Source organism: Achromobacter spanius (assembly GCF_029637605.1).
GTDB classification, from domain to species: Bacteria; Pseudomonadota; Gammaproteobacteria; order Burkholderiales; family Burkholderiaceae_B; genus Achromobacter; species Achromobacter spanius_E.
In genome coordinates this window covers 6211072-6231923 of sequence record NZ_CP121261.1, presented here as the reverse complement: position 1 = coordinate 6231923, position 20852 = coordinate 6211072, and the positions used below count along the sequence as shown (strand labels likewise).

Sequence of the window (20852 nt, the reverse complement as noted above, 5' to 3'; positions counted from 1 at the left end):
CCGGGCTTATCACGGATCAGCGGTCTCGAAGGACGATGAAATCAGCCAATTGCGCCAGACGCAAGCCCGCGTCGCCCAGCGGTTCCAGCGCCGCCCGCGCGGCCACGCGCAATTCCTCGGCAAACGCGCGCGCTTCGGACAGGCCCAGCAGCGATACGTAGGTGGGCTTGTTTTCCGCCGCGTCCTTGCCCGGCGTCTTGCCCAGGCTGGCCGTGTCGGCGGTAACGTCCAGAATATCGTCCACCACCTGGAACGCCAGGCCCATGGCTTGCGCATAGGCGTCCAGCGCCTGGCGCGAGGCCGAACTGGCGCCCGCCACGATGCCGCCCAGAGCCACGCTGCACGCCAGCATGGCGCCCGTTTTCATGCTGTGCATGGTCTGGAGTTCGTCGCGCGACAGCGAATGGCCGACGCTGAGCAGGTCGATGGCCTGGCCGCCCGCCATGCCCTGGCTGCCGGCGGCGCGCGCCAGCGATTGGGTCGCCTGCACGATCAGCGCGGGCGCGATGGGCATCGAGGCCAGCAAGTCGAAAGCCAGCGGTTGCAAGGCGTCGCCCGCCAGCATGGCGGTGGCTTCGTCGAACTGCACATGGGTGGTGGGCCGGCCACGGCGCAAAGTGTCGTTGTCCATGCACGGCAGGTCGTCATGCACCAGCGAATAAGCATGGATCAATTCGACGGCAGCCGCGGCGCGGTCCAGCGATGCCTCGATGGCCAGCACGCTGCCGCTGACCGGGCAGGCCTGCCCCGCAGCGTAGACCATGGCGGCGCGTACACGCTTGCCACCGCCCAGCACGGCGTAGCGCATGGCTTCATGCAGGCGGACAGGCAGCACGTCCGCGGGGGGCATCAGGTCGTCCAGCACGTCTTCGACGTGCCGCACGCGACCCTGCAACCACTCCGCAAAGGGGAGTTGAGTTTGCTTCATCGGATTCTTATTCGTCATCCAGCGCTGCCGGGTCCAGCGGGCGCAGCAGGTCGCCTTCCAGAACCTTGACCTGCTGTTCGGCCTGCGCCAGGCGTTCCTGGCAGACCCGCGTAAGCGCCACGCCGCGCCGGTAGGCGGTCAGTGATTGCTCAAGCGGCAACGAGCCGTCTTCCATGGCCGCCACCAAGGACTCCAGTTCGGCCAGGGCCGTTTCGAAATCTTGAGGCAGGGGACGGTCATCAATCTGCGGATCGGCTTGTGCGGGCTTGGCCAAACGGGTCTCCGAGGGCGCTAGGGGTGGATCAATTTGTGAATTGTACGAGATAGCCAAACCAGACCCGGATGTGCTGCGGGGATCAGGTCGAGGCCCCCGCCAGCCCCACGATCGCGGCGCGCAACGCCGGCCCCACGCGGGTGCGCAAGTCAGGCTCCGGCAGCAGGCTTACCGGACCGCCGCAGCTCATGACAAAGACGCCTTCGCCGGTGATCGAGGTGAACGGCACCGCCACGGCGTTGATGCCCGACTGCCATTCGCCCAGCGCGAAGCAGCAGCCAAATTCCTGAAGCTCGGCGCGCGCGCGCAGGATCGCATCGGCAGGCGGCGCCGCCTGGCCCAGCCGTGCCATCACCTCATCACAGGCGCTTTGCGGCAGGCTGGCCAGATATGCCCGGCCCATGGCGCTGTCCAGGCTGGCGCGATAGCCCACGGGCAGGCGCAGGTACAAGGCCGACGAGCCGTGGATAGCCTCGACATACGTCATGGCATCGCCATCGAAGGCGCCCAGCGCGACCGCGCCGCCGGTGTCGCGGGCCAGGTCGCTCATCGACGCCTTGGCCAGTTCGCGCACTTCCAGTCCGGCCAACAAGCCAAAGCCCAGCGCCAGCACCCCATAGCCCGGCGAATACTTGCCGGTGTCGGGGTGATAACGCAGGTAACCCAGTTCGGTCAGCGTGTACGTGATGCGGCTGATGGTGGGCTTGGGCAGCCCGGTCAATCGGGCCAGGTCCAGATTGCCCAGCGCCGTCACGCCATGGCGAAAACAACGCAAGACATCCAACCCCCGCGCCAAGGCGGTAATGAAATCTGGCGAACTGGCGCCCTCGCCCACGCCGGCCGCGCGTTTGCGGCGTGCCGGCTGGCTCAGTTCCAGCCTTTCGTCCGGCTTGGTGGCGGCATGAACAACGCGCTTGGGGTCAGAAAAAGATTGCATTTCACTACGCTTCGTTTTTATAGTTTATTTCGAATGACAAAACTAAATTTCATACAACGGAATTTAAAGCATCCAAGGAGACCTGGCAAGCACCGCACGCGCTTCACCGCGCAGCCGCCAAAGCCAGGCCCGGCGATCCACTCACGCACGCGATTTCAAGGGGAAAACATGATTCGCACGAGCATCAAACTACTGGCTACCTTGGTTCTGGGAGCGGCCGCACTGGGCGCGCAAGCCGAGACCTATCCGGCCCGGCCCATCAAGATCATCTCGCCCTTCCCGGCCGGCGGCGCCACCGATGTGCTGACCCGCATCCTGGCTGAACGCATGGCCAAGACGCTGGGCCAATCCATGATCGTGGAAAACAAGGCGGGCGCGGGCACGTCCATTGGCGCGGCCTATGTATCGCGCGAGCAGCCGGACGGCTACACGATCCTGATGGCCACCAACTCCACGCTCGTCACGAACCGCTATCTGTACAAGGACCTGCCCTACGACCCGGACAGCTTCGCGCGTATCGGCATGGTGGGCGTCGGCCCCCTGGTGCTGCTGTCCAGCCCCAAGCAGCCCTTCAACAGCACGCAGGACGTGGTGGCCTATGCCAAGCAGAACCCGGGCAAGCTGACGTTTGCCACCTTCGGCCCCGGCACCTCGTCGCACCTGGCGGGTGAACTGTTCAAGTCGCGCGCGGGCATCGACATTCTTCACGTGCCCTTCAAGGGCGCCACGCAAGCGCTGCCGGCCCTGATCAGCGGCGACGTGGACCTGTTCTTTGACATGGTCGCCACCGGCATTCCGCAGGCAGAAGCAGGCAAGGTCAAGGTGTTCGCCATTACCAGCCCGTCACGCCTGGCCACGCTGCCCAAGCTGAAGACCTTGTCCGAAGAGGGCTATCAAGGCTTCGACATGACGGCGTGGTTCAGCTTTGTTGCGCCGAAGGGCACGCCGGCGCCGGTGCTGGAAAAGCTGCAAGCCGCGCTGACCGAAACGCTGAAGGATGAAGGCGTGAAGAAGCGCATGCTGGACATGGGCATCGACCCGCGTTCGGGTACGGCCGCCGAGCTCGACAAACAGATCAAGGCCGAACAGCCGATCGTGTCTCAACTGATCAAGCAAGCCAATATCGTGGTGCAGTAAGTCGTCTTCGGTAAGCAGTGCCCCGTCTGCAGTAGGCCGCCAGGCGGCTTATCGCAAACGGTTTCGTGACAAATCGTTCGCGGTCCCGCCGGCCCGCGATCAGGCGGCCAGCCACGCGCCCCGCCACCCTTTCGGCCGACAGCGCCTTTTCTGGCCCTGTCGGTTTTTTATGCCTTGCTTAACCGCTGGATACAGAAGCCGGACCTGCCCCGCTGCTAAGGTTAAAAGGACCAAACACCCGGCGGGAGCCCGATGCCTTTGACCGAAGACCGTTATGCCCGCCTGGATGCCGCCCGCTGGTTGGCGGCCGTGGCCGTCGTCCTGTTGCACAGCGCGGCGCTGATCGTCAGTGACCCGGCTTCCTACGGCCGGGGCGCCTGGCTGGCCGCCAATCTCTATGACTCGGCGGCACGCTGGTGCGTACCCGTATTCGTGATGGTCAGCGGCGCCCTGCTGCTGGACCCCAACAAGCCGCAGGACGCCCGCCAGTTCTATAGCCGCCGCATGGCGCGTATCTGCGCGCCGCTCTTGTTCTGGACCTTGTTCTACCTGGCCTGGCGCACCGGCCTGGACTGGTGGGACGATGGCCGTATCGATTTTTCGTTCTGGCCGCGCAAGGTGGCGCAAGGCGAACCGTATTACCACCTTTGGTACCTGTACATGATCGTGGGCCTGTACCTGTTCGCCCCGCTGGCCCGCATGCTGTATGCGCGCAGCACGCCGCGCGGGCGGGCGCTTTGGGTGGTGGGCATCCTGGGCGTGGCTATCCTGGACGCACTCTACCGACGCGCGCTGGGCGCGCCACATGGATTCTTCCTGACGTGGTTCCTGCCGTATCTGGGCTACTTCGTGGCCGGCCGCTTGATTTTCGACGGCGACCTGCGCATTCCCCGGCCCGGCCTGATGCTGCTGGCCAGCGTGGCGGCCACCGCCCTGGGCGTGAACCTGATGTCCGACGGCCATAAGCTGGACACCTACTTCTACGACTACTTCAGCCTGACCGTGCCCTTCATGTCGCTGGCCGCGTTCCAATGGATCGTGGATTCTCCTCGACTGCCGCGCCTGGCCGCCCTGGCGCCGCTGACCTTCGGCATCTACCTGATCCATCCCGTGTTCCTGGATGTGGCGCGCCGGGCCGGCGCCATTTCCGGCAATCCGCGCGACGCCTGGACAGTGCCCTTGCTGACCCTTGCCGTCTTTGCCTTGTCAGCAGCCTGTTGCTGGCTGTTGAAGCGCCACCCGGCTACGCGCAAGCTCGTCTGAAAGACCTACGCCGCGAAGGGTTAATCGGACGTTCGAACGGGGCCCGCAGGCCCCGTGAACACTGGACGAACCCTCGTCCATCTTCGCGGGCGTGAGGGAGGCCCTTGGGGTACAATTCACGGCTTATTTGATCGGCCAGACACCGATTTTTCTTCGCGCCAGCACGTATGTAGCCAAGCTCATCGTTGAGCTCCAAGCGGTTTCCAGGACGTCTCCTGACACCGCTGGGCTTGAACAAAAACGCTTGGCAGAGCTCAAACCGTCCTGGCTTTTTTATCCGAGCGGAGGGAATCATGACCGACATCGGTCGGATGGCACATGTCGTGCCAGCTCGCACCCAGCTACCCGTCAGCGCATATTTTGACGAAGCCCTCTTTGCCCGCGAGCAAGAACTCATTTTCAAGCAATCCTCGCAGTACGTCGGACACCAGAAATTAGTGCCCGAGATTGGGGATTGGCGGTCGTTGGTCCAGGAAAACGGAGGGCGCGTGCTGGTTCGTAACCAGCAAGGCGTTGAACTCATCTCAAATGTCTGCCGCCACCGTCAGGCATTGATGCTGGGCGGCGAAGCCGGCAATGTGGCCGGCAACTGCAATACGCAAGGCAATCTGAAGGCAACCGGCGGCAATATTGTCTGCCCGCTGCACCGTTGGACGTACAACAACCAGGGCGAGTTGTTGGGCGCGCCTCAGTTCGAGACCACCCCCTGCATGAATTTGCAGAAGTTTCGCCTGCGCGATTGCCACGGCTTGCTGTTTGAAGGCCCGCGCGACCCGGCATCGGACATGGCCCCGTTGTTCTCGCGCCCCGAGTTCAACTTCGGTGACTACGTGCTCGACCACGTTGAAGTGCATCAGTGCAACTACAACTGGAAGACATTCATCGAGGTCTACCTCGAGGACTACCACGTTGGGCCGTTCCACCCGGGCCTGGGCCGTTTCGTTACCTGCGACGACCTGACCTGGGAATTCAACGACTGGTACAGCCTGCAGAAAGTGGGCGTGCACAATGCGTTGGCCCAACCGGGTTCAGACGTGTACAAGCAATGGCACGACCGCCTGCTGTCGTTCCGCGAAGGCGATGCGCCCGACTTCGGCGCGGTCTGGGTCACGTACTTTCCGACCCACATGATCGAGCTTTATCCGCATGTGCTGGTGCTGTCCACGCTGTACCCGAAGAGCCCGCAGGAAACGGTGAACGTCGTCGAGTTCTACTACCCCGAGGAAATCTCGGCGTTCGAACGCGAATTTGTCGAAGCCCAGCGCGCTGCCTACATGGAGACGGCCATCGAAGACGATGAGATCGCCGAACGCATGGACGCCGGCCGCCGGGCCCTGATGTTGCGCGGCGTGAATGAGGCCGGCCCTTACCAATCACCGATGGAAGACGGCATGCAGCACTTTCATGAATGGTATCGACGCATCATGCAGGACCTCTGAACCCGGGTTTGCATCCGTAAAGCAACGGGCCTCGCGAATTTTTCGCGAGGCCCGTTTCATTGCACGCGGCAAATGCTTGCCCGTGCCCGTCAATGTCCGATCACGCCCGCCACCGTGCGTTCACCGATCGCCAGTCCCACCGTCATGCCGACGCCGGAATGCATGACCGCCACGGTCGTGGCGGCGTCCACCGGCATGACCGAGAACGGCGCCGGTCCGTGTGCGCCATACACGCCCTGCCAACGCTCCAGCACACGCAAGCGCGCGCCCAAGGCCTGCGATGCCAGGTCCAGCATGGCGTTGTCGACCGCCTCATCGTTGAACGGGAACGCATCCTGCCCGTAGTGATGCGAATCGCCGATGATCAGTTCGCCATTCGGCGTGGGGCTGATCAGCAGGTGGATGCCGTTTTCAACCAGCATCGGCGTGCGTTCCTGGATCACCTGGCGCAAGGCCTGCGCCGTGGGCAGGTCCGAGAATGCGCCGTAATGCACGCACGACAGGCCGGTCAGCACCGGGCGGTCCAAGGCGATGGCGTTGGTGTCGAACGCCGCGCGCAGCATCTGCAAGCGCGAGACTTCCAGGTTCAGCGGCGCGAAACGCTCGGGTAGCAGCGTCAGGTAATCATGCCCGGGGCACACGAAAACATGCTTGCCCTGGAAGTCGCCGGCCGTGGTGCCGACCAGGCCGTTTTCCACCGCGCGCGCCAGCGTGCCGGTAATGAACGTCACCCCCAGCGACTCCGCCAGATAGCGGGTCATGGCGGGCAAGGCTTCGCGCGAATAGATCTGCAGGTCGTCATGCCCCTGCAGCGCCAGGCAGTGGTGCGCAAGCTGTCCGCCATACAGGCCGGCAACCTCGCGCGCCGACAACAGGTTGGCGCGGTAGCCTTCCTGCGCCAGGCGCGTGTCCGCGAATTCCTGCAGCACGCTGGCCTCGTCGAGGTTGCGCGCCAGTACCAACGCGCCGTTGGCCCGCACATGAAAGCCCGCCTTGGCGGCCAGGTCCAGCCACAGCTCGCGCGCCTGCTGCGCATGCGACAGCATCATGCCGGGCGGCTGGCCCGTCACGATGACCTGGCCGAAGTTGCGGATGGTGGCGCCGTGCGCCTGGCGGCTGCGCTCGATGACCGCCACCGACAGGCCGCGCTTGGCAGCCGCCCAGGCGTGGGCGATGCCAAGCATGCCCGCGCCCACCACGATCACGTCATAAGTTTTCATCGCGGGCAACGCCTTACTTCTTCTTCGGCTCAGACTTGCCGTCGTAGCGGCGGGTCCACTCGGCGATGATGCGTTCACGGTTCGTGGCGGCCCACACGAAGTCGTTCTTGATCATGCGCTTGGTCAGGTCAGCCGGCAGGTTCGGGTTGGCCGTGGCGATGGACGGAATCGCCAGCACCGCGAAGTTGGCCTTGTACAGTTCGTTGGCTTCGCGGCTGGCCGAGAAGTCAGCCAGCTTGCGAGCGGCTTCCAGGTGCTTGGTGCCCTTCATGATGGCGGTGGCTTCCACTTCCCAGCCCAGGCCTTCCGACGGGAACACGGCTTCGACCGGCGCGCCGTCGGCCTTCAGCTTGGCCGCGCGATAGTCGAACGACACGCCGATCGGGAACTCACCCGCGGCCGCCATGTTGCACGGCTTGGAGCCCGAGTGCGTGTACGAACCAATGTTCTTGTGCAGGGCATCCATGTAGGCCCAGCCCTTCTCTTCGCCAAAAATCTGCAGCCAGGCGCTGACGTCCAGAAAGCCCGTACCCGAGGACGCCGGGTTCGGCATGACGATCTTGCCGGCATAGACCGGCTTGGTCAGGTCTTGCCACGAGGTCGGCTTGGGCAGCTTCTGCTTTTCGGCTTCGATGGTGTTGAAGCAGACGGCGGCGGCATAGCCGTCCATGCCGACCCACGACGGCTCGGCCTTGGCGTCGCGCATGTTCGCGGCGATCTGGTCCAGGCCCTTCGGGGCGTAGGGTTGCAGCATGCCTTCCTTGTCCATCAGGCCCAGCGCCGTGCCGGCCAAGCCCCAGATCACGTCCGCCTTGGGGTTGCTCTTTTCCGCCAACAGCTTGGCGGCGATGATGCCCGTGGAATCGCGGACCCACTGGATCTTGATGTCGGGATTGGCCTTTTCAAACGCGGCTTGATAGACCTTGATCTGGTCGGCTTCGAGCGCGGTGTAGACCGTCAGCGTGGTCTCGGCGGAGGCGGCGCCCATCACGCCCGTCAGGGCGGTGGCCAGGGCAAGCAGCTTGTAGCGATTCATGAGTAACTCCGTGTTTGAGCGGAAAAAGGTTGAAGGTCGCCGCCACGGCCGGACATTGCCGACCGCGGTCGCGGTGAAACGAAAAGTGGAACTACGTCCGGCAACGCCGGGCGGATGGCGTCAAGGCAGAGGGGGCTGCGCTCAGGGTCGTTGGCCTCGCGCCAGTCGGGCTTCGATGTCGGTGATCACGGCGGGCAGGTCGGCTACCGTGTCGATCAGGTAATGCGGGTGGGCGGACGACAGCTCAACGCGAGCCTCCGTGCGTGCGCGCTCGCGCCCGTTCTCATCCAGGCTCAGGTATTCGTCCAGCGTCAGGCCGGCGGCGTTGCCGGACAGCAGGAGGCCCACCGTCCACATGCCCGCGCGGCGCCCTTCCTCGATGCCGGGCGCGGTGTCGTCGACCTTGATGCAGCCGGCCACGTCCAACAGCCCCAGCTCGATCACGTTTTTCAAGGCCATCGCAGGCGCCGGGCGCGCGCGCGGCACATCATCACTGGCCACGATGCAGTCCGGCTCCAAGCCCTCGGACGCCGCGCGCTCGACCACCCGGCGCATGACGCTGTCGGGGTAGCCCGAGCACGAGCCGATCTTCAAGCCGTGTTGGCGCAGGGCGCGCAGCAATTCCGCCGCGCCCGGAATGGCCGCTGAATATTGCGCCACCTTTTCCAGTTGCATCGGCAGGAAGCGATCGTAGATGGCGGTCACGTCGTCATCGGAAGGCAAGCGACCAAACTGGGCCTGGTACTGGCTGGCGATGGCGGGCTGGTCGCACAGGGCGCGGATATGGTCCCACTTGCCCATGCCCATGGGGCCGCGGGCTTCCTTCAGCGACACCTCCATGCCGAACTGCGAGAAGGCGTCCACGAACACCTTGGTGGGCGCAAACGAACCGAAGTCCACCAGCGTGCCGGCCCAGTCAAAGATGACGGCTTCCAGTTGGACGGGCAAGGTTGAAACAGTCATGAGGGTCATCCTAGAAATAAGCGATCAAAGGGCCACGGGCCGGCGCCACGCCTGGCTGCGCGCGACCAGCGCGCGGCTTGCCAGATGCAGCAGCAGGGCCGCCGTGGCGGAACTGGCCATGATCACGGTGCACATGGCGGCGGCCGGGCCGATGAAGCCGGCATCATCCATATTGAGCACGGCGACGGCGGCCAGCACCGTGGACGGGCTGTACAGGAACACCACGGCCGACACGGTCGTCATGGCGGAAACAAACAAGTAGCGGGCAACGTCCAGCGCAGCGGGCAGGCACATGGGTAGCGTGACCCGCAGGAACGTCGTCATGCGCGGCACCTTCAACGACGCCGAAGCCGCTTCGAACTCGGGATCCAGGGCGTTCAGCGCGGTGGCCGCCGTCAGATGCGCGCTGGTGTAGAAGTGGACCACCGTACACAGGACCAGCAGCGGCATCGTGCCGTACAGCATGTTCAGCGGGTTCATCAGGCTGTTGAAGAAGAAGATGTAGCCCAGCCCCAGCACCAGGCCAGGCACGGCCATCGGCATCAAGGCCAGCATGCTGACCGTGGCGCGCAGGCCGCGTGCCACCGAGCCGCGCGCCGGCACTTTTTCCATCATCCAGGCGCCCACGAACACCACGGCCGTGCCGATCAAGGCGGTCCACAGCGCCAGTTGCAGGCTGTTGCGCCAAGCCAGCCAGCCGCCCCCGTCCATGTTGTCGAAGTCGTAGGAACGCAGCGACATCGACAGGTTGTACGGCCACATCTTCACGAACGACGCCCAGACGGCCACGCCGATGATCAGCAGCAGGAACGCGGCCAACACGCCCGCCAACAGCAGGAACGCGGCATCGCGGCGTCGGTTATGACCCGCCGCGTAGGGTTGGGCGCGGCCGCTCATCTGCGCACCCTGGCGGGCACGCAGGCGGCGGTCCAACACAAAGGTCAGCAGGGCGGGCAGCAACAGCAAGATGCCGATGGCCGCGCCTTTGGGAAAGTTCTGCTGTCCGACGACCGCCTTGTAGGCTTCCATGGCCAGCACGTTGTAGTCACCGCCCACCACTTTGGGGACGCCGAAATCGGTAACGGTCAAGGTGAACACCACGCAGCAGGCCGAGAACACGGCATAGCGCGTGCCGGGCAGGGTCACGGTCAGGAAGGTGCGCCACGGACCCGCGCCCATGGCCCGCGCCGCGTCGTACAGCCGTCCATCGGCCAGTGTCAGGCCGGTCAGCAGAATCATCAGCGCATGCGGAAACGTGTAGAAAGCCTCGCCCACCACAATGCCCCAGAAGCCATAGATGGTGGCGCCACCCGTCAGGCCCTTGAGCAGGCCCTGGTTACCCAGCAGATAGATCAGCGCAATGCCGGGCAACAGCGATGGCGCCAGCAAGGGCAGCAAGGCGATGGTGCGCAACAGGCCCTTGCCCGGCAAGCGGGTGCGAGTCAGGCCGTAGGCGAAGCCATAGGCGCACGGCACCACCACCAGCATCGTCACCACACCCACGGTCAGGCTGCGCCCGACCATGGCAAGAAAGCCATCCGCGCCGATGATGCCGGACACCACCGACAGGCCGGCCCAGGCGCCTTCGCTGTCGGTCACGGACTTGGCCAGGATGGCCAGCAGCGGCAGCGCCAGGAACAGCACCAGAAACAGCACCAGCGCGCCCTGCCCCGTGGTCAGGCCCAGCGCGCCGATCCAGGCGGGCATGGGGCGGCGGCCCAAAGCGGGCGTGGTCGGCGCGGGGACGGGGGTCGAAGTGGCGGCCGGGGCGGGGGCCAGTTCGGCCACGGAAGGCGATCCAGTCATGGCGGAATCAAGCGTAGGCGCGAATCGCATGGCGCGGCAGCTCCACCCAGCAACGGCTGGCGGCGTGAGGGCCCAACAGGGCGTCTCCGATTTCAGGGGACACGATCGAATGCACCGTGGAGCCGGGCACGCCTTCCAGGCGCAAGGCCAGGCGATAGCCCCGGCCCAGGAACACGCCGTCCAGTACGTCGGCCAGCATCGAGTTGGGTTCTTCCGAGCGCGCCATGCTGACGCGCACCGCTTCCGGGCGCACGAACAGCTTGCCGGACTTGCCGTCCAACGCCTCGTCCACGGCCAGTTCCTGGCGGCCGACGCGGGCGCGATGGGTATCGATGCGTTCGAACGGCAGCCAATTCGCCTCGCCCACGAAATCGGCGATAAAGGCCGATGCCGGCTGGCGGTAGAGTTCGCGCGGCGTCCCGAATTGCTCAATGACGCCGCCGTTCATGACGGCGATGCGGTCGGCCATCACCATGGCCTCTTCCTGGTCATGCGTCACCATCAATGTCGTGATCGACAAGCGCTTTTGCAGCGCGCGCAATTCAATCCGCAGATGCTCGCGCACCCGGGCGTCCAGCGCCGACATCGGCTCGTCCAGCAATAACAGGGACGGCGACGGGGCCAGCGCGCGCGCCAATGCCACCCGCTGCTGCTGGCCACCGGAGATCTGCCCGGGGTATTTATCGGCGGCTCCCGTCAGGCCAACCAGGCTCAGCATTTCCTCGACGCGGTTGGCGACGTGGTTGCGATGCGCCCGCTTGCCGCTCAAACCGTAAGCCACGTTCTGCGCCACGGTCAGGTTGGGAAACAGCGCGTAGGACTGAAACAGGATGCCGTAGTCGCGCTCTTGCGGCTCGGCATGGGAAATATCACGGCCCGACAGCACGATTGCGCCGCTGTCCTGGCGCTCCAGGCCGGCGATGGCGCGCAGCAGCGTGGTCTTGCCGCAGCCGGACGGGCCGAGCAGACACACCAGTTCTCCGGCGCGGATATCCAGCGAAACGTCGGCCAGCGCCGTGTGGCTGCCAAAACGCTTGACCAGATTTCTAACTGTGAGGAAGGCGCGATCGGGTTGGGGCATGCTGCCTCCGGACTGAGAACGAAGCCAGTATGGAAGGCGCGTATTGAGCGTTTATGACACTTCGCGCAAATGCAGTAATAAAAACATCAAATTATTTTGGTGTACTGGCGGTCTTGCGCATTGCGTCCCTTTCCTGCCCCCACATCGTGCTTGTCGCCGAACTCAAATCCTTCTACGCCGTGGCCCGCTGCGGCACCGTCACCAAGGCCGCCGCCCAACTGGGTGTCAGCCAACCGACCGTGACGGGGCAGTTGCGTCAGTTGGAATCACGCTACGGCATTGAACTGTTTCACCGGCAGGGCCGGGGCATGCGGCTGTCGGACGCCGGGCACAGCCTGATGCCCATGGTGGAAAAGCTGGTGCAGCAGGAAACCGAGATCGATTTCCGCCTGCGCGACGCCAGCGACCTGCGCGAAGGCAATCTGCGCATTGGCGCGACGGGCCCCTTCTACATCATGGACACGGTGCGCCGGTACAACCAGCGCTACCCAGGGATCGACCTGGCGGTCACCATCGGGAATTCGCAGTCGATGCTGCAAGCGCTGCACGACTACCGCATCGAGATTGCCACGTCTTCCTTTCTGATGGATGACAAGCACCTGTACCGCAGGATGATCGCGGCCGACCCGATCCGCGTGGTCACCCATCGCGACCATCCGCTGGCGCGGCGTGGGCAGGTCCGGCTGGCCGATCTGGCCGAGCACGCCCTGCTGCTGCGCGAACCCGGCTCCATGACGCGCCAGTTGACGGAAGACGCCCTCGCGGCGGCCGGCGTCAGCGTGCGCCGCACGCTGGAGATCGGTAGCCGGGAATCCATCCGGCAGGCAATTCTTTGCGGCTTGGGGATCAGCCTGATCCCCTCGCGTGAAATCCCGTCCCACCCCGATCTGGCGGCCCTGGACATCCAGGGCGCCGAGATCATGATGAACGAATACCTGTACTGCCTGCGCGAGCGCCAACCGGTGCAGTTGATCGCGCGCTTTCTGGAGATGGCGCCGGCAGCCGGCTGACCAACAGGTCACTGCCCGCCCCCTCCCCCTTGCGGCCACTCAGGAGACAACCATGGCCTTGACCTTGCAAGACATCGAACAGATTTTCCTGGAACGCGGACACCGTTCCTACCATGGCGAGTCCGTCAGCCATTTGCGGCATGCGCTGCAAACGGCATCGCTGGCGGAACGCCATGGCGCCAACGCTTCGCTGATTACCGCCTGCCTGCTGCATGACCTGGGCCACCTGATCGCCGACCGCCCCGGCACCCCTACCCTGCGCGGCGTTGACGACAAGCACCAGTATTTCGTGCTGCCGTTTCTGCGCGGGCTGTTCAGTTCCGCCGTCCTGGATCCGATTCGCCTGCACGTGGAGGCCAAGCGCTACCTCTGCTATGTAGAGCCGCAATACGAAGCGTCGCTGTCGGAGGATTCCAAACGCAGCCTGGCGCTGCAAGGGGGCAGTTTCGATGCCGGCCAAGCGGTGGATTTCGCCAGCATGCCGGGCGCGCCCGATGCGATCCGCCTGCGGCGCTGGGACGATATGGCCAAGGTCCCGGGACTGGCCACGCCCCCACTGGACCACTTCCTGGAGATCGCGGAAAGCGTGTCCGGGCGGGTCAAGCTGGCGGCGATCTGGTAGCCGGGCGGAATAGTCCGGCACGGGCCGCAGGTGGAATAGCCCGGCAGGAGCCGCGGGGGACCGCATCGGAGACGAAAAAAAACCAGGGTGCGAACCCTGGCTTTTTTGTGCGCCGCTGCGCCTCAGGTGCCCTTGGCCATCGGGCGCGACGGGTCGCTGCACCATTCGCTCCACGAGCCGGGGTACAGCCGCGAGCCAGACAGACCCGCGATTTCCATGGCCAGCAAGTTGTGGCAGGCGGTAATGCCCGAGCCGCACTGGTGCACGATGGCGCCAGGGTCCCGGCCACCAAGTAGCCCGTCGAATTCGACGCGCAGTTGCTCGGCGGACTTGAAGCTTCCATCGGCTTGCAGGTTTTCACCGTTCGGGCGGTTCAGGGCGCCCGGGATGTGGCCGGCCACCGGATCCATCGGTTCGACTTCGCCGCGATAGCGGTTGGCGGCGCGCGCGTCGATCACGGTAAAGGCGGGCCGGTCGATATTGTCCAGCACGGCCTGCGCGTCAACGGCAGCGACCAGCGGCGCGCCGGGCTCAACCGGCTGGTCGGCTTGCACGGCCGGGGCGGGGTCAGTCGTGGTCGGCAGCCCTGCCGCCACCCAGGCCTGCCAGCCGCCGTCCAGCACCACCACGCGTTCATGGCCCAGCCATCGCAGCATCCACCACAGGTGCGCGGCGTACATGCCGCCGCTGGCGTCATAGGCCACGACCAGCGTTTGCGGCGTCACGCCATGGGCGGCCATGAGTGCGCCCAGCTCGGCGCGCGACGGCAGCGGGTGGCGGCCGTTCTTGCCGGTGCGCGGCGCGGCCAGTTCGGTTTCGTGGTCCAGGTAGCGGGCGCCGGGGATGTGGCCGGCATCGTATGCCTGGCGGCCCGCGGCGTGATTGGTCAGGTCGTGACGCACGTCGAAGACGCGGATGTCGGAAACGCCAGGCCCGGAAGCGTCAAGGCGGCCAGCCAGATCGGCGGCGGAAATCAGTGTCATCGTCATTCGGTGTGCTCCTGGTTCAGGGGATGCCTCGTCAGGCCGGCTTGGGGTCGCGCATGGTGCGCCACACCGACAACAGGCCGGCGGAGATGATCAAGCCCATGCCGGCCCAGGCCAGACCATCCAGGTGGTCGCCCCAAAAGCCCATGCCCAGCAAGGCCGCGAAAATAATGGTGCTGTATTGCAGCGCCGCCGTCAGCAGCGCCGAGCCCACGCCGAAGGCCCGGGTCATGGCAAGCTGGCCGAACATGCCCGCCACGCCCACGCCCACCAGCGACGCATAGCCCTGCCAGTCCGCGGTGCCCCAGCCTTCGAACCACAGCCCGACAACGCTGGACACGCAGACCGCCACGGAAAAGAACAGCACGGTGCGCCACTCGGGTTCGCCGATCCGGCCCAGTTGGCGGATCTGCATCATGGCGACTGCCGACATGGCGCCCGCCCCCATCCCCATCAGCGCCGCCAGCCATTGGTCGTCGGTGATGCTCGGCCGCAACACGGCGATCACACCCAGGAAACCCAAGGCTACGGCAATGATGCGGACGGGGTCGCGCTGCGCGCCGCCCCAGCCCAGCATCCAACAGGCTATGAAAAGGGGCGCGGTGTAGTTCAGGCTGGTCGCGGTGGCCAGCGGCAGATGCGAAATGGCGAAAAACCCCAGCCACATCGACGTCACACCGGACAAGTTGCGCCACAGGTGCAGTTTCCAACTGGTCGGAACAATGGATTGCCGGCCGGCGCGCGCCCACAGCAACAAGAGAAGAACGGAAGGCAGCCCACGAAAAAGCACGATCTGCGGCAACGAGGCGCCGTGTTCGGTGCCGAACTTCACGAACGACCCCATGGTGGCGAACATGGCGGACGCCAACAACATCCAGAGAGCCTGCATTGGGGTTCTGCGCTAAGGGAAAAGTGGGGGGAACTAGGGGAAAGCGATACTATACTCTTCGCCATCGGGAGCGGTGCCGGCGAGTCGGGGAACTGGCGGGTCGCCGTCATGTCGAACCCGGGGATTTCCCGCTCGCAGAGGAACACAAAAAACATGAAACGCATTGTCTTGTTCGTCGTCACCAACCTGGCCGTCATGCTCGTGCTGTCGGCCACGCTGCGCATCCTGGGCGTAGACCGCTACATCACGGCCAATGGCCTGAACCTAAACGCCCTGCTGATCTTCTCGGTGGTGGTGGGTTTCACAGGCGCGATCATCTCGCTCCTGATCAGCAAGCCAATGGCCAAGTGGAGCACCGGCGCCCAAGTGCTGGACCCGAACGCGCCGCGCAACCAGCGCGAAGCCTGGCTGCTCGACACCGTGCACCAGTTGGCTGACCGCGCCGGCATTGGCCGCCCGGAAGTGGCCGTCTACGAAGGCGCGCCCAATGCGTTCGCCACCGGCGCGTTCAAGAACGACTCGCTGGTCGCCGTGTCGACCGGCCTGCTGGAAAGCATGAGCGAAGAGGAAGTGGCTGCCGTGCTGGCGCACGAAGTGGCCCACATCGCCAACGGCGACATGGTCACGCTGACCCTGATCCAGGGGGTGATCAACACGTTCGTCGTGTTCCTGGCCCGCGTGGTCGGCTACTTCATCGACCGCGTGGTGTTCAAGAACGAACGCGGCATCGGCCCGGGCTACTACATCACCGTGCTGGTCTGTGAAATCATCTTCGGCGTGCTGGCCTCGATCATCGTGGCCTGGTTCTCGCGCCAGCGCGAATACCGCGCCGACGCCGGTTCGGCCCAACTGATGGGCGCGCGCGAACCGATGATCCGCGCGCTGGCCCGCCTGGGCGGCCTGGAGCCGGGCGATCTGCCCAAGTCCTTTGAAGCCTCGGGCATCACCGGCCGTGGCGGCCTGGCGGCCATGTTCGCCTCGCACCCGCCGATCCCGTCGCGCATCGCCGCGCTGCAAAACGCCCGCGTGGTCTGAACCCGCGGATTTCCAGGCAGAAAAAAGTCCCTCAGTTGACACAAACTGAGGGACTTTTCTTTTGCAGGTTCCGCAGGGGGAATGCCCCCCTTCCATCAACACTCGACGATGTTCACCGCCAGGCCGCCGCGCGCGGTTTCCTTGTACTTCGTCTTCATGTCGGCCCCGGTTTCGCGCATGGTCTTGATGACCGAATCCAGCGACACATAGTGCTGTCCGTCGCCGCGCAGGGCCATCCGGGCCGCGTTCACGGCTTTGATGGACGCCATGGCATTGCGCTCGATACAGGGAATTTGCACCAAGCCGCCCACGGGGTCGCAGGTCAGGCCCAGGTTGTGTTCCATGCCGATTTCAGCGGCGTTTTCAACCTGCTCCACCGAGCCGCCCAGCGCTGCGGCCAAGCCGCCCGCGGCCATCGAGCAGGCCACGCCCACTTCGCCCTGACAGCCCACTTCGGCCCCCGACAACGACGCGTTGTACTTGTACAGCAAGCCTATCGCCGCCGCGGTCAGCAGGAAGTCCCGCACGCCGTCGTGGTTGGCGCCGGGCACGAAACGGTCGTAGTAGTGCAGCACCGCGGGAATGATGCCCGCCGCGCCGTTGGTGGGCGCCGTGACAACCCGGCCGCCGGCGGCGTTCTCTTCGTTGACCGCCATGGCATAAAGGTTGACCCAGTCCATGACCGAGAGCGGATCCGACAAGGTGCGCTCGGCGCGCTGGGTCAGGTTGCGATAAAGCTCGGGCGCCCGGCGGCGTACCCGCAGCGGACCCGGCAATTCGCCGTCGGCTTCCGGGTAGTTGATGCCGCAACCGCGCGCCACGCAGTCCTGCATCACCTGCCAAATGCGGTCCAGGCCACTGTGCGTGTCTGCCGCCTCACGCCAGGTGAGTTCGTTCTGCATCATCAACTGCGATACCGTCAGGCCGTTCTCGCGGCACATGGTGAGCAGTTCGCGGCCCGAGCGAAATGGGTACGGCAGTTGGTTGTGGGCGGCGATCACCTGGCTGTTGGATGCCCCCGCCGTCACCACGAAGCCGCCACCGACCGACAGGTAGCGCGATTCGCGCAACGACTCGCCGTTGGCGTCGATGGCGTGGAATTTCATGCCGTTGGGGTGCTCGGCCATGGCTTCGCGCCGGTAGAACACCATGTGTTCTTTTTCGATGAAAGCAACCGGGTAGCGGCCCAGAAGCGGCAATTGGCGGCTGGCGCGCACCGAGGCGATCATGCCTTCAATGGCGGCCGGGTCCACCGTGTCGGGGGCCTCGCCCATCAGCCCCAGCAGCACGCCCTTGTCGGTGCCGTGCCCCTTGCCCGTGGCGCCCAGCGAACCGTAGAGTTCGGCGCGCACATGCGCAACCCGGGAAATCAGGCCGTCGCGTTCCAGGCCTTGCGCGAACAGCAAGGCGGCCCGCATCGGGCCCACCGTATGGGAACTAGACGGGCCTATGCCTATCTTGAACAGATCAAATACGGAAACGGCCACGCCACACTCCAATACATCAACGAATAGTCAGGCAATGATACGCGCTGGCAACACCGCGCGCTGGAAACCTGGCCAGCGTATGCTGTATCGCTGCTACGGGTTTCCCCACCCGGGCAGGCATGCGATCATTACAGAATTATTACTTGTCATAAAAAGAACGGGAACACCCCTGGATGTCTGGTCTTATCACCCTGCTTGACTTCGCTGGCTACGTCGCCCTGCTCCTGTGGGGCGTGCACATGGTCCAAACCGGTGTCCAGCGCGCGTTCGGCGCTGCTCTGGGCGCGGCATTGGGCCGAGCCCTGGGCACCCGCTTGCGCGCTTTCGCGGCGGGTTTGGGCATCACCGCCGCCTTGCAAAGCAGCACGGCCACGGGCCTGATGATTACCGGCTTCGCGGCGGGCGGCGTGGTGGGCCTGGTGCCGGCACTGGCCGCGATGCTGGGCGCCAACGTCGGCACCACGCTGATCGTGCAACTGCTGTCGTTCGACCTGACCTCGCTTGCCCCCATTCTCATCCTTGCCGGCGTCTGGATGTTTCGCCGCTACCCACCAGGCCGCACGCGCGACCTGGGCCGGGTATTCATCGGTTTGGGGCTGTTGCTGCTGTCCCTGCATCAGTTGGTCGAGCTTTTCCAGCCGTTCCAGACGGCCCCCATGCTGGGCATGATTCTGGACGCGCTGGCCACCCAGCCAGTGGCCGCCGTGCTGCTGTCGGCCGCGTTCACCTGGGCCGCGCACTCCAGCGTGGCGGTGGTGGTGCTGGTGATGTCCCTGGCAAGCCATCACATGGTGGCGCCCCACGTGGCCTTTGCGCTGGTGCTGGGCGCCAACCTGGGCACCGCCATCAACCCGATGATTGAAGGCGTGACCGGCGACGACCCCGCCGCCCGTCGCCTGCCCTTGGGCAACCTGCTGACCCGGGTGCTGGGGGTGCTGGCCGGGCTGATCCTGCTGCCGGCGCTGCAGCCGCTGATGAGCGACATGGCAAGCGACCCGGCGCGCGCCGTCGCCAATTTCCACACACTGTTCAACGCGGTCATCGCCCTTCTGTTCCTGCCGCTGCTAACGCCTTACGCGGCGCTCTTGACCCGTTGGCTGCCCAAGCGGGCCGACCCAAACGACCCGTCCCGCCCCCAGTACCTGGATGAATGGGCACACGACGTTCCCGCCGTGGCGCTGGGCAACGCGGCGCGCGAAGCCCTGCGCATGGCCGACATGGTGCAAACCTTGCTGCTTTATGCGCGCGCCGGATTCAAGCGCGACAACCGTCACCGCATGGTGCAGGCGCGCCAGTTGGACGCCGCGCTGGACAAGCTGGAAAACGCCATCACCACCTACCTGGCCACGCTGGACCAGGAAAACATGACACGCGACGACGTCCAGCGCATGGATGACATTCTGGCCTTCGCCAGCAACATCGGCCATGCGGGCGACATTGCCCACCACGGGCTGTTGAGCCATGTGGCCAAGCTGCGCAAGCAAGGTTGGGTATTTTCACCCGAGCAGCGCGCCAGCCTGGACGACACGCTGGGCCAATTGATCGCCAACCAGCGTCAGGCCGCCGCGCTCTTCGTCAACGACGACCTGCGCCAGGCGCGCGCCCTGGCCGGTGAAAAGGCACGCTTTCGGACCATCGAGATACAAGCGGCCGACACCCACTTGCAGAAGATCAAGTCGGGCGAGGTCGATGCCGCCGAAGTCGGCGCGCTGTATCTGGATATCCTGCGCGACATGAAGGGCATCAACTCGCACCTGGTGGGTGCGGCCGCGTACCCGCTTCTGGCCCGCCATGGGGAATTGTTGCCCAGCCGCTTGAGGGAAGCGGGCAACTAAGCCGGCAACAACGCGGGGCACACAGCCCCGCCCAGCAGCGCGTATCGGTTTACAGGTAGCGTTGGAACCACGCCAGCATGCGAGTCCAGCCATCCTTGGCGGCCTCGGGCTTGTAGTTGGCACGGTAATCCGCCAGGAAGGCGTGGTCTGCGTCCGGGTACACCACGAACTCCGACTGCTTGGCCGCGGCGTTGCCGGCCGCCAGCTTCGTCTTCATGGTCTCGATGTCGGCCAGCGGAATGCTGGCGTCCAGGGCGCCGTACAGGCCCAGCACCGGCGCGTGCAGATCATTGACCACGTCGAAAGCCACCCGCTTGATCAGCGGACCATGGCCCACGCTGAGCTTGCCGTACCAGGCCACGGCCGCCTTGACGTCGGGGTTGTGCGCGGCGTACATCCAGGTCAGGCGGCCGCCCCAGCAAAAGCCGGTGATGGCCACGCGCTTGGCATCGCCGCCGTTGTCCGCGGCCCAGGCCACGCTGGCGTCCAGGTCAGCAAACACCTGCTCGTCGGGCACCTTGCTGACGATGTCGGCAATGAGCTTCGGAATATCGGTGTAGGTGGAGGCGTCGCCCTGACGCTCGTACAGATTGGCGGCAACCGCCAGATAACCGGCCTTGGCGATGCGGCGGCAAAGATCCTTGATGTGCTCGTGTACGCCAAAAATCTCTTGCACCACCAGCACGACAGGCAGGTCGCGGCGGCCTTCCGGCGCGGCGTAATACGCGGCAATGGAACCATCGGCCACGGGCAGCTTGAAATCCCCGTGGACCAGGCCTTCGGTGTCAGTGTGTATGGCGGTGGGGGCGACGTTGCCGGCGGCAGCGGAAAAACTCATGGCGGACTCCTGTGTATGGGTTGGACATCAAGGTGTCCCGTCCGCGCGCGCCCAGGTACTGGTGGT

The 20852-nt window shown here is 65.1% G+C and carries 19 protein-coding genes; 7 read left to right on the top strand and 12 right to left on the bottom strand.

What is annotated here, in order from left to right:
* Positions 1–16: 16 nt before the first annotated feature.
* The 3 genes from P8T11_RS27890 to P8T11_RS27880 form a co-directional block, all read right to left on the bottom strand.
* Positions 17–928: a polyprenyl synthetase family protein gene (locus P8T11_RS27890; RefSeq protein WP_268079079.1), complete on the bottom strand. Its 912-nt coding sequence runs from the start codon at positions 926–928 to the stop codon at positions 17–19.
* A gap of 7 nt (positions 929–935) precedes the next feature.
* Positions 936–1202, bottom strand: a complete 267-nt coding sequence (locus P8T11_RS27885) for an exodeoxyribonuclease VII small subunit (RefSeq protein ID WP_268079080.1) — start codon at positions 1200–1202, stop codon at positions 936–938.
* 82 nt (positions 1203–1284) lie between these two features.
* Entirely contained in the window at positions 1285–2139 is an 855-nt protein-coding gene (locus P8T11_RS27880) for an IclR family transcriptional regulator (protein WP_268079081.1), read from the bottom strand.
* Positions 2140–2307: 168 nt separating this feature from the next.
* On the opposite strand from P8T11_RS27880, the gene P8T11_RS27875 reads away from it, so the two are divergent.
* The 3 genes from P8T11_RS27875 (at position 2308) to P8T11_RS27865 (ending at position 5978) form a co-directional block, all read left to right on the top strand.
* Positions 2308–3276, top strand: a complete 969-nt coding sequence (locus tag P8T11_RS27875) for a Bug family tripartite tricarboxylate transporter substrate binding protein (protein ID WP_268079082.1) — start codon at positions 2308–2310, stop codon at positions 3274–3276.
* Between the two features lie 252 nt (positions 3277–3528).
* A complete protein-coding gene (locus P8T11_RS27870; RefSeq protein WP_268079083.1) occupies positions 3529–4539 on the top strand; it encodes an acyltransferase in 1011 nt (336 codons plus the stop codon).
* Positions 4540–4832: 293 nt separating this feature from the next.
* Positions 4833–5978: an aromatic ring-hydroxylating oxygenase subunit alpha gene (locus P8T11_RS27865; protein ID WP_268079084.1), complete on the top strand. Its 1146-nt coding sequence runs from the start codon at positions 4833–4835 to the stop codon at positions 5976–5978.
* A gap of 89 nt (positions 5979–6067) precedes the next feature.
* Here P8T11_RS27865 and P8T11_RS27860 read toward each other — a convergent pair whose 3' ends face one another.
* From P8T11_RS27860 to P8T11_RS27840, 5 genes are all read right to left on the bottom strand, one after another.
* Complete coding sequence (locus P8T11_RS27860) at positions 6068–7198, bottom strand: TIGR03364 family FAD-dependent oxidoreductase (RefSeq protein WP_268079085.1); 1131 nt, start codon at positions 7196–7198, stop codon at positions 6068–6070.
* A gap of 13 nt (positions 7199–7211) precedes the next feature.
* Entirely contained in the window at positions 7212–8234 is a 1023-nt protein-coding gene (locus tag P8T11_RS27855) for a putative 2-aminoethylphosphonate ABC transporter substrate-binding protein (RefSeq protein WP_268079086.1), read from the bottom strand.
* Positions 8235–8375: 141 nt separating this feature from the next.
* The gene (phnX, locus tag P8T11_RS27850) at positions 8376–9206 is read right to left on the bottom strand and encodes a phosphonoacetaldehyde hydrolase (protein WP_268079087.1); all 831 of its coding nucleotides are present in this window, start codon (positions 9204–9206) and stop codon (positions 8376–8378) included.
* 15 nt (positions 9207–9221) lie between these two features.
* Positions 9222–11033 (bottom strand): putative 2-aminoethylphosphonate ABC transporter permease subunit, encoded by a 1812-nt coding sequence (locus P8T11_RS27845; RefSeq protein ID WP_418910265.1) that lies wholly within the window; start codon positions 11031–11033, stop codon positions 9222–9224.
* Complete coding sequence (locus tag P8T11_RS27840) at positions 11011–12084, bottom strand: putative 2-aminoethylphosphonate ABC transporter ATP-binding protein (protein ID WP_268079089.1); 1074 nt, start codon at positions 12082–12084, stop codon at positions 11011–11013. The genes P8T11_RS27845 and P8T11_RS27840 overlap by 23 nt, the downstream gene beginning before the upstream one ends.
* A gap of 146 nt (positions 12085–12230) precedes the next feature.
* Between P8T11_RS27840 and P8T11_RS27835 the strand changes: the two genes are divergently transcribed.
* A complete protein-coding gene (locus P8T11_RS27835) occupies positions 12231–13094 on the top strand; it encodes a LysR family transcriptional regulator (RefSeq protein ID WP_268079090.1) in 864 nt (287 codons plus the stop codon).
* A gap of 52 nt (positions 13095–13146) precedes the next feature.
* Complete coding sequence (locus tag P8T11_RS27830; protein ID WP_100857135.1) at positions 13147–13716, top strand: phosphonate degradation HD-domain oxygenase; 570 nt, start codon at positions 13147–13149, stop codon at positions 13714–13716.
* Positions 13717–13838: 122 nt separating this feature from the next.
* Here the strand turns inward: P8T11_RS27830 and P8T11_RS27825 are convergent, their stop codons facing one another.
* Positions 13839–14705: a sulfurtransferase gene (locus P8T11_RS27825; protein WP_268079091.1), complete on the bottom strand. Its 867-nt coding sequence runs from the start codon at positions 14703–14705 to the stop codon at positions 13839–13841.
* Between the two features lie 31 nt (positions 14706–14736).
* Positions 14737–15591 (bottom strand): DMT family transporter, encoded by an 855-nt coding sequence (locus tag P8T11_RS27820; protein ID WP_268079092.1) that lies wholly within the window; start codon positions 15589–15591, stop codon positions 14737–14739.
* A 153-nt stretch (positions 15592–15744) separates the two neighbouring features.
* Between P8T11_RS27820 and htpX the strand changes: the two genes are divergently transcribed.
* Positions 15745–16626: a protease HtpX gene (gene htpX, locus P8T11_RS27815; protein ID WP_268079093.1), complete on the top strand. Its 882-nt coding sequence runs from the start codon at positions 15745–15747 to the stop codon at positions 16624–16626.
* Between the two features lie 95 nt (positions 16627–16721).
* On the opposite strand, the gene P8T11_RS27810 is transcribed toward htpX, so the two are convergent.
* Positions 16722–18113, bottom strand: coding sequence for an L-serine ammonia-lyase (locus P8T11_RS27810; RefSeq protein WP_268079094.1), 1392 nt, complete (start codon positions 18111–18113; stop codon positions 16722–16724).
* Positions 18114–18286: 173 nt separating this feature from the next.
* Between P8T11_RS27810 and P8T11_RS27805 the strand changes: the two genes are divergently transcribed.
* Positions 18287–19948 (top strand): Na/Pi cotransporter family protein, encoded by a 1662-nt coding sequence (locus tag P8T11_RS27805; RefSeq protein ID WP_268079095.1) that lies wholly within the window; start codon positions 18287–18289, stop codon positions 19946–19948.
* Between the two features lie 49 nt (positions 19949–19997).
* Here the strand turns inward: P8T11_RS27805 and P8T11_RS27800 are convergent, their stop codons facing one another.
* On the bottom strand, positions 19998–20786 hold the full coding sequence (locus P8T11_RS27800) for a dienelactone hydrolase family protein (RefSeq protein WP_268079096.1): 789 nt from the start codon (positions 20784–20786) through the stop codon (positions 19998–20000).
* Positions 20787–20852: the final 66 nt, after the last annotated feature.

Excerpts from the sequence above, each read along its gene's own strand:
- htpX (WP_268079093.1), top strand. The coding sequence starts at position 15,745 with ATGAAACGCATTGTCTTGTTCGTCGTCACCAACCTGGCCGTCATGCTC.
- P8T11_RS27870 (WP_268079083.1), top strand. The coding sequence starts at position 3,529 with ATGCCTTTGACCGAAGACCGTTATGCCCGCCTGGATGCCGCCCGCTGG.
- P8T11_RS27875 (WP_268079082.1), top strand. The coding sequence starts at position 2,308 with ATGATTCGCACGAGCATCAAACTACTGGCTACCTTGGTTCTGGGAGCG.
- P8T11_RS27860 (WP_268079085.1), bottom strand. The coding sequence starts at position 7,198 with ATGAAAACTTATGACGTGATCGTGGTGGGCGCGGGCATGCTTGGCATC.
- P8T11_RS27820 (WP_268079092.1), bottom strand. The coding sequence starts at position 15,591 with ATGCAGGCTCTCTGGATGTTGTTGGCGTCCGCCATGTTCGCCACCATG.
- P8T11_RS27825 (WP_268079091.1), bottom strand. The coding sequence starts at position 14,705 with ATGACGATGACACTGATTTCCGCCGCCGATCTGGCTGGCCGCCTTGAC.
- P8T11_RS27805 (WP_268079095.1), top strand. The coding sequence starts at position 18,287 with ATGTCTGGTCTTATCACCCTGCTTGACTTCGCTGGCTACGTCGCCCTG.
- phnX (WP_268079087.1), bottom strand. The coding sequence starts at position 9,206 with ATGACCCTCATGACTGTTTCAACCTTGCCCGTCCAACTGGAAGCCGTC.
- P8T11_RS27800 (WP_268079096.1), bottom strand. The coding sequence starts at position 20,786 with ATGAGTTTTTCCGCTGCCGCCGGCAACGTCGCCCCCACCGCCATACAC.
- P8T11_RS27890 (WP_268079079.1), bottom strand. The coding sequence starts at position 928 with ATGAAGCAAACTCAACTCCCCTTTGCGGAGTGGTTGCAGGGTCGCGTG.
- P8T11_RS27840 (WP_268079089.1), bottom strand. The coding sequence starts at position 12,084 with ATGCCCCAACCCGATCGCGCCTTCCTCACAGTTAGAAATCTGGTCAAG.
- P8T11_RS27880 (WP_268079081.1), bottom strand. The coding sequence starts at position 2,139 with ATGCAATCTTTTTCTGACCCCAAGCGCGTTGTTCATGCCGCCACCAAG.
- P8T11_RS27830 (WP_100857135.1), top strand. The coding sequence starts at position 13,147 with ATGGCCTTGACCTTGCAAGACATCGAACAGATTTTCCTGGAACGCGGA.
- P8T11_RS27865 (WP_268079084.1), top strand. The coding sequence starts at position 4,833 with ATGACCGACATCGGTCGGATGGCACATGTCGTGCCAGCTCGCACCCAG.
- P8T11_RS27855 (WP_268079086.1), bottom strand. The coding sequence starts at position 8,234 with ATGAATCGCTACAAGCTGCTTGCCCTGGCCACCGCCCTGACGGGCGTG.
- P8T11_RS27845 (WP_418910265.1), bottom strand. The coding sequence starts at position 11,033 with ATGCGATTCGCGCCTACGCTTGATTCCGCCATGACTGGATCGCCTTCC.